We start from the raw sequence: 6,066 nt of genomic DNA on the forward strand, positions 1-6,066 counted from the left end.
CATTTTCACAGAATAATACTAAAAACCGGTAAATCCACCAAATAAACTTGAGAAATATACGATAATTTTCGTCATCCAATTAAAGTATAGGAAGATCCCCATAACGATCATTATGTATCCTCCGACTTTCATGAACGCCATACTATTTCTTTTAATCCAAGACATTTTCGTAATAAAGAATGAAAGTACGAAAAAGGGAATCGCAAATCCAAGTATGTAAGCAATCATATAAATCATTGCCGATTCTGGATTTGTTGCAGCTAATCCAATTACAGACACTAATATAGGCCCCGTACAAGGTGTCCATCCAGCGGCAAATGCTAATCCAATTAGAACTGAACCAAAATAACCACTCGGACGGTTTTTAAAAGTAAATTTACGATCTTGCATTAAAAACTTCGGCTTAAATACACCGACAATAATAAGACCGAACACGATGATAAATATACCACCTAGCTGTCTAATTAAATCTTTATAATCCGTAAAAATTCCTCCGATAAAACTTGTACCAAATCCAATTGCGATAAATATAATCGAAAATCCAAGTAAGAAAAACGCTGTATGTATCATACTTCTTTTGCGAAGCATTGCATTTTCTTCTTTCAATTCAGAAACCGACATACCTGTTATGTATGATAAAAATGCCGGATAAAGCGGTAAGCAACATGGGGATATAAATGATAAGAACCCAGCTCCAAACGCTAAAAAAATACTAATATCTTGCATTATTCCACTCCTCTCCTCCTCCATATTGTAGCAAAAACAATTGAAAATACTATGGACATTTCATGAATTCACTTTTCCAACGTGACAATAAGAAAAACTACCCTTTCACACAGTTTCTAATAAAACGTTTTCATTTCCTTCTATTATATAGAAAAATCTCAATTGAATTATGAAACTCTTTCTAATTGTTACTAACATAACAAAGGTTCCACAGTTTCTCAAATCATTAGCACATTACAATTAACTTCACACATATTAAGCCTAAAAAATTTTTTTCAAATGCTGTCTTTATACAACGTAAAGCTGATTTTACAATACTTTAATTATTATTAATTTCAAGATTATGCATAAATATCATACTTTTATTATTATTCTATAAAATTTCGCACTTTTCTTTCATTTGACCCTTCATTTTTAATTTTGTATACTTCCCTCTAGTTATATATGTCCGTTACGGAACAATTTCATATAGATGGGAGGAATTTTTCATGCTTCGTTATTCTCTTTTAGTTTTATTAGGAGCGTGTAGTTATGGGGTTTTAGCTATTTTTGTTAAACTTGCATATGCAGAAGGATTTTCACTTGGAGAGGTAATTGGTAGCCAGTATTTGTTCGGTTGGATTATTTTACTTGCTATTACACTTCTATTTTCTAGACATCGTGTTCCACTAAAACAAATGTTAATTTTATTCGTCGCAGGTACGTCTGCAAGTTTTACTGGAATTTTTTATTACGCTTCTTTAAAAACTGTACCAGCTTCTATTGCAATTATACTTTTATTCCAATTCGTTTGGGTTGGAATTATCATTGAAGCAATTACAACGAAAACATTACCTTCAAGAGAAAAAGTTATTTCAGTAATCTTCTTACTTGCAGGTACATTTTTATCAAGTGGGTTATTAGAAACATCAGCTGGTGATTTCGATACGACTGGAATCATTTTAGGCTTATTATCAGCTATTACATTTGCAACATACATTTTCGTAAGTGGTAAAGTTGCCGTTGAAGTACCTTCGTTACCACGCGGTGTCCTTTTAATGGCTGGCGCTTTAACTTTAGTCATGATCGTATTCCCGCCAACATTTATTTTTAACGGAGCAATTTCTCAAGGCCTTTGGAAATACGGCTTAGGCTTAGGAATATTTAGTATCGTTATTCCGTCCATTGCCTTTACAATCGGTATTCCAAAAATCGGATCTGGCTTAGCAACTATTCTTGGTGCAGCAGAACTGCCAGTTACAACAATTATGTCTGTATTCGTTTTAAAAGAAGCTGTACTATCTTCACAATGGGTCGGTGTATCACTTATTTTAATCGGTATTGCAATCCCGCAAATTGCATATGCAATGCGTGGACGTTATAAAAAACAGCATACTCATAAAAAAGTTGCAGCATAAACGAGAGAGGATTTTCATTTGAAAATCCTCTCTTTTATTATTGTGTTATATAATGAATACAAATATTTCACTTAAGAAAGAGGGGATAATAAGTGGCATCCATTCCAAATCAATTAACAGAAAAACTTATTTCTATTCGTCGCCATTTACACGAATACCCAGAACTATCGTACGAAGAATTTGAAACAACAAAAGCAATAAAAAATTGGTTAAAAGAAGCTAATATTACTATTATTGATTCCAGTTTAGAAACAGGAATTATCGCTGAAATTTCTGGTAATAAAAACGGACCGGTGGTAGCGCTTCGTGCTGATATCGATGCCCTTCCTATCCAAGAAGAAACAGACCTTCCATACACTTCAAAAATACAAGGTAAAATGCATGCTTGTGGGCATGATTTTCATACAGCTGCTATATTGGGTGCGGCTTACTTATTAAAAGAAAAAGAAGCTTCTCTTAACGGAACTGTGCGTTTTATATTCCAAGCTGCTGAAGAAAGTGGAAACGGAGCATGTAAAGTTGTTGAAGCTGGACATTTAAAGAATGTGCAAGCCGTTTTTGGTATGCATAATAAGCCCGATTTACCAGTAGGTACAATCGGTATTAAAGACGGTCCACTAATGGCTGGAGTAGATCGATTTGAAATTGAAATTCATGGTGTTGGAACACATGCAGCTGTGCCTGATGCCGGTGTCGATCCTATCGTTGCATCATCTCAAATCGTTATGGCACTTCAAACAATTGTAAGCCGAAATATTAGTTCTTCTCATAACGCTGTCGTAAGTGTAACAAACATTCATTCAGGGAATACGTGGAACGTTATTCCCGAAAAAGCAATATTAGAAGGAACTGTCCGTACATTCCAAACTAAAACACGTAAAAAGATTCCGGCATTAATGGAACGTATCATTAAAGGCATTTCTGATGCACTAGGTGTAAAAACAGAATTTCGATTTTACCCAGGTCCTCCTGCTGTTCAAAACGATAAAGTACTCACTGATTTTTCTATTCAGATTGCAGAGAAAATGAATCTAAACGTTATCTCTCCTACACCATCAATGGCAGGAGAAGACTTTTCTTTTTACCAACAAGAAATACCAGGTTCATTCGTCTTTATGGGAACAAGCGGTACACATGAATGGCATCATCCAGCTTTTACAGTAGATGAAGAAGCATTACCTATTAGCGCGGAGTATTTCGCCTTATTAGCCGAAGAAGCTATTCATCAATTATCACAAACAAAAAGCCGTTAAGTTACCCTTAACGGCTTTTGCTTATGCTGTTAAATCTCGTTTTATAAATACAGTATAGGACACCCCTAAAAATACAGCTAAGTATAGAAGAAGCATACAAGAAGCGAATGGGAATGTTACTCCATCAATAAAGCTCCCGCCCTTTGAAAGCCCATATAAATCTGTATTCGCTGGTAATAAATATTTCGCCCATTCATATCTTGCTGCCGGAATTAGCGCTATTCCCCCTGATAATGCAAGAAATAGAGAAATCCCGATTGCACCTCCGCTCGATCTCGTTAAAACAGAAATCATAAATGCAAATGCAGCATACACCAGAGTTGGTAGCCACGATAAAATATAATATTTACTTCCTTCTACGAAAATATTTTGTTTTATTATATTTCCGTTTTGAACGACAAATTCAGTCCAAGCTGGTTGTTGGAATTTATAAATAATTAGCCCACATAATACGGAAAAAATCATATTAAATATAAATAATAATGCCGAAAATATAACGATTGCCAAAAACTTAGATGTTAAAATTTTAAATCGGCTCGCCGGACGAATCGTTAAAAATTTATATGTTCCCCAGCTATATTCATTCGCAAAAATTGTACTCGCATATACGAGAATAAACGGAAGTAAAATAGGAAAAACAATAAAACCAGTATCTCTCATGAAAGAAAGTGGAGAACTACTTGCTGGCGCTGTATTCGTATCTAAATGCTTCATTTTAAGCTGGTATTCCTTTACAAGCTCGTCTCCTGACTTTTCTGTTAAAATATCCTCTTTTTTCATGCCGAGCTTTTTCTCAATTTCTACAGTGCGTTCTGTATAATCCGCTTTCCACCCTTTTGTTTCTGGCTCTAAATACTTTACCGTAACCCATCCTAACCCAATAATTAATACCGCAATAGCTGCAAAAGGAATAATCGTTCGCTTTCGCTTAAATATTTTATACAGCTCGTTATAAACTAAATTAAACAATATCTTTTCCCCCTGTTAATTCTAAAAACTTCTCTTCTAGCGTTTTTCTTTCTTCATATACACGATAAACTTGAATATTTTTCTCCATCAATGTACGAAGAATATTTGGAATTTCTTCATCTTTCACGTTTATAATTAATTCGTTTTCTTTTACTAAAACATCGTATTCTAAAACCTCTGCCGCTTTATTCGCATCATCTACACGGATATGTATTTCTTCTGTTTCTTCCTTTTGATCACTTTGAATATTTTGTGTTGCGACATATTCTCCGTGCTGAATAATAATAACCCTGTCACACATTAATTCAACTTCTGAGAGTAAGTGACTAGAGACAAGAACAGCTTTTCCTTGTTCATGTGCAATTTTCTTTATGTACATCCGCATTTCATGTATACCACTAGGATCTAATCCGTTCGTTGGTTCGTCTAGTATTAATACATCTGGATTATGTATAAGTGCCTGAGCAATTCCTAAACGTTGTCTCATACCGAGTGAATATGCTTTTACTTTACGGTCAATCACTTGTCCCATTCCTAATAGTTGCACAACTTCATCGATACGCTCTTCAGTTACATTTCCATTCATTCGTCCGAAATATGTTAAATTTTCATAGCCGCTTAAGAAAGGATAGAATTCTGGTGTCTCAATTACAGCGCCAATTTTCGCAGCAGTTTTTTCAAATTGCTGTTTTACAGATTGACCATCAATCCATACTTCTCCTTCTGTCATACGAATCATTCCGACCATCATTCGCATTAATGTCGTTTTTCCAGCACCATTTGGTCCTAATAAGCCAACTACTTCACCTTTTTTCACTTCAAAACTAATATTTTCTACTAACGTCTTTGAACCAATTCGCTTTGTTAATCGATCAACTTTTACGATCGCTTGCTCATTTATCATTCCATACAACCTTTCTTCTTAACTCTTTTTTTCAGTTCTTCCCACTGTATCATGATTAATAACATGTGTAAAATGAAGAAAAAGCCATGATTTCTCATGCCTTTTTCCTTGTTTCATATGACTTTTCACCCTTTAACCTTTGTATAAACCTACAACATTGCCACATTGATACTATAATGACGGTTATCATAACAACTGCTGTTACCATTATCGCATACGTCGTAATCGGTGCATTTGTTACTCCTTGGATTCCTACTGCTTTCATAAAAATAATAATAAATAATTTCAAAAATAACATACCATGAATTAATCCGAAAACGAAAGCTCCTCCGTAAATTAATAATTGCTCATGACACAATAAACATAACATTTCCTTTCTCGTCATATTCACTACTTCGTACGATTTAAACTCCTCTCTTCTTACCTGTAAAAAAGAGGCTGTCATTTTATAAGTAATGAAAATACATACAAAAACTACAAATAGAAACATAGCATAAAACCACTTTACAAATATAAGTGTATATCCCGCTTTACTTATTACAACTTCATTGAATCGGAATGATATCATAAAAAAACAAATCATTGTATTCATAGCAATCCACGTAAATTGTTTTAACCTTTTGGTAGCAAATGTTTGTATATTTTTTCTCGCTAACCGACATAAAGACATAGATCCCTTCCCCTACCTTACTTCATAACATACGCATTCTATACTACTAGTGTATAAAAATATGACATTTTAAACATCGCACTTCAATCGGAATTTTTACTAAGCCTTTAGTCCTAGAAATAAAAATGGAAATAACACTATTTACAT

The 6,066-nt window shown here is 34.2% G+C and carries 6 protein-coding genes and 1 pseudogene; 2 read left to right on the top strand and 5 right to left on the bottom strand.

All coding sequences use genetic code 11. The features are described 5' to 3' along the window. Window positions 1–18 precede the first annotated feature (18 nt). On the bottom strand, window positions 19–726 hold the full coding sequence (gene ccdA / locus AB3X48_RS16295) for a cytochrome c-type biogenesis protein CcdA (protein WP_001152675.1): 708 nt from the start codon (window positions 724–726) through the stop codon (window positions 19–21). Between the two features lie 60 nt (window positions 727–786). Next, window positions 787–894: pseudogene (locus tag AB3X48_RS16300) on the bottom strand (peptidase T). 320 nt (window positions 895–1,214) lie between these two features. Between AB3X48_RS16300 and AB3X48_RS16305 the strand changes: the two are divergent. After that, the gene (locus AB3X48_RS16305; RefSeq protein WP_002111188.1) at window positions 1,215–2,123 is read left to right on the top strand and encodes an EamA family transporter; all 909 of its coding nucleotides are present in this window, start codon (window positions 1,215–1,217) and stop codon (window positions 2,121–2,123) included. A 92-nt stretch (window positions 2,124–2,215) separates the two neighbouring features. Continuing rightward, the gene (locus tag AB3X48_RS16310; RefSeq protein WP_016105854.1) at window positions 2,216–3,376 is read left to right on the top strand and encodes a M20 peptidase aminoacylase family protein; all 1,161 of its coding nucleotides are present in this window, start codon (window positions 2,216–2,218) and stop codon (window positions 3,374–3,376) included. A gap of 21 nt (window positions 3,377–3,397) precedes the next feature. On the opposite strand, the gene AB3X48_RS16315 is transcribed toward AB3X48_RS16310, so the two are convergent. The 3 genes from AB3X48_RS16315 to AB3X48_RS16325 all read right to left on the bottom strand — a co-directional run bounded on the left by AB3X48_RS16315 (window position 3,398) and on the right by AB3X48_RS16325 (window position 5,919). Then, the gene (locus AB3X48_RS16315) at window positions 3,398–4,345 is read right to left on the bottom strand and encodes an ABC transporter permease (protein WP_199715508.1); all 948 of its coding nucleotides are present in this window, start codon (window positions 4,343–4,345) and stop codon (window positions 3,398–3,400) included. Continuing rightward, complete coding sequence (locus AB3X48_RS16320) at window positions 4,338–5,249, bottom strand: ABC transporter ATP-binding protein (protein WP_016105856.1); 912 nt, start codon at window positions 5,247–5,249, stop codon at window positions 4,338–4,340. Before AB3X48_RS16320 ends, AB3X48_RS16315 begins: the two co-directional genes overlap by 8 nt. A gap of 94 nt (window positions 5,250–5,343) precedes the next feature. Continuing rightward, entirely contained in the window at window positions 5,344–5,919 is a 576-nt protein-coding gene (locus AB3X48_RS16325; protein WP_016105857.1) for an FtsX-like permease family protein, read from the bottom strand. Window positions 5,920–6,066: the final 147 nt, after the last annotated feature.

The sequence above is a fragment of the Bacillus sp. S4 genome (assembly GCF_040838205.1).
Lineage (GTDB): Bacteria > Bacillota > Bacilli > Bacillales > Bacillaceae_G > Bacillus_A > Bacillus_A cereus_U.

Coding starts and splice junctions, on each gene's coding strand:
- ccdA (WP_001152675.1), bottom strand. CDS start 726: ATGCAAGATATTAGTATTTTTTTAGCGTTTGGAGCTGGGTTCTTATCA.
- AB3X48_RS16305 (WP_002111188.1), top strand. CDS start 1,215: ATGCTTCGTTATTCTCTTTTAGTTTTATTAGGAGCGTGTAGTTATGGG.
- AB3X48_RS16320 (WP_016105856.1), bottom strand. CDS start 5,249: ATGATAAATGAGCAAGCGATCGTAAAAGTTGATCGATTAACAAAGCGA.
- AB3X48_RS16325 (WP_016105857.1), bottom strand. CDS start 5,919: ATGTCTTTATGTCGGTTAGCGAGAAAAAATATACAAACATTTGCTACC.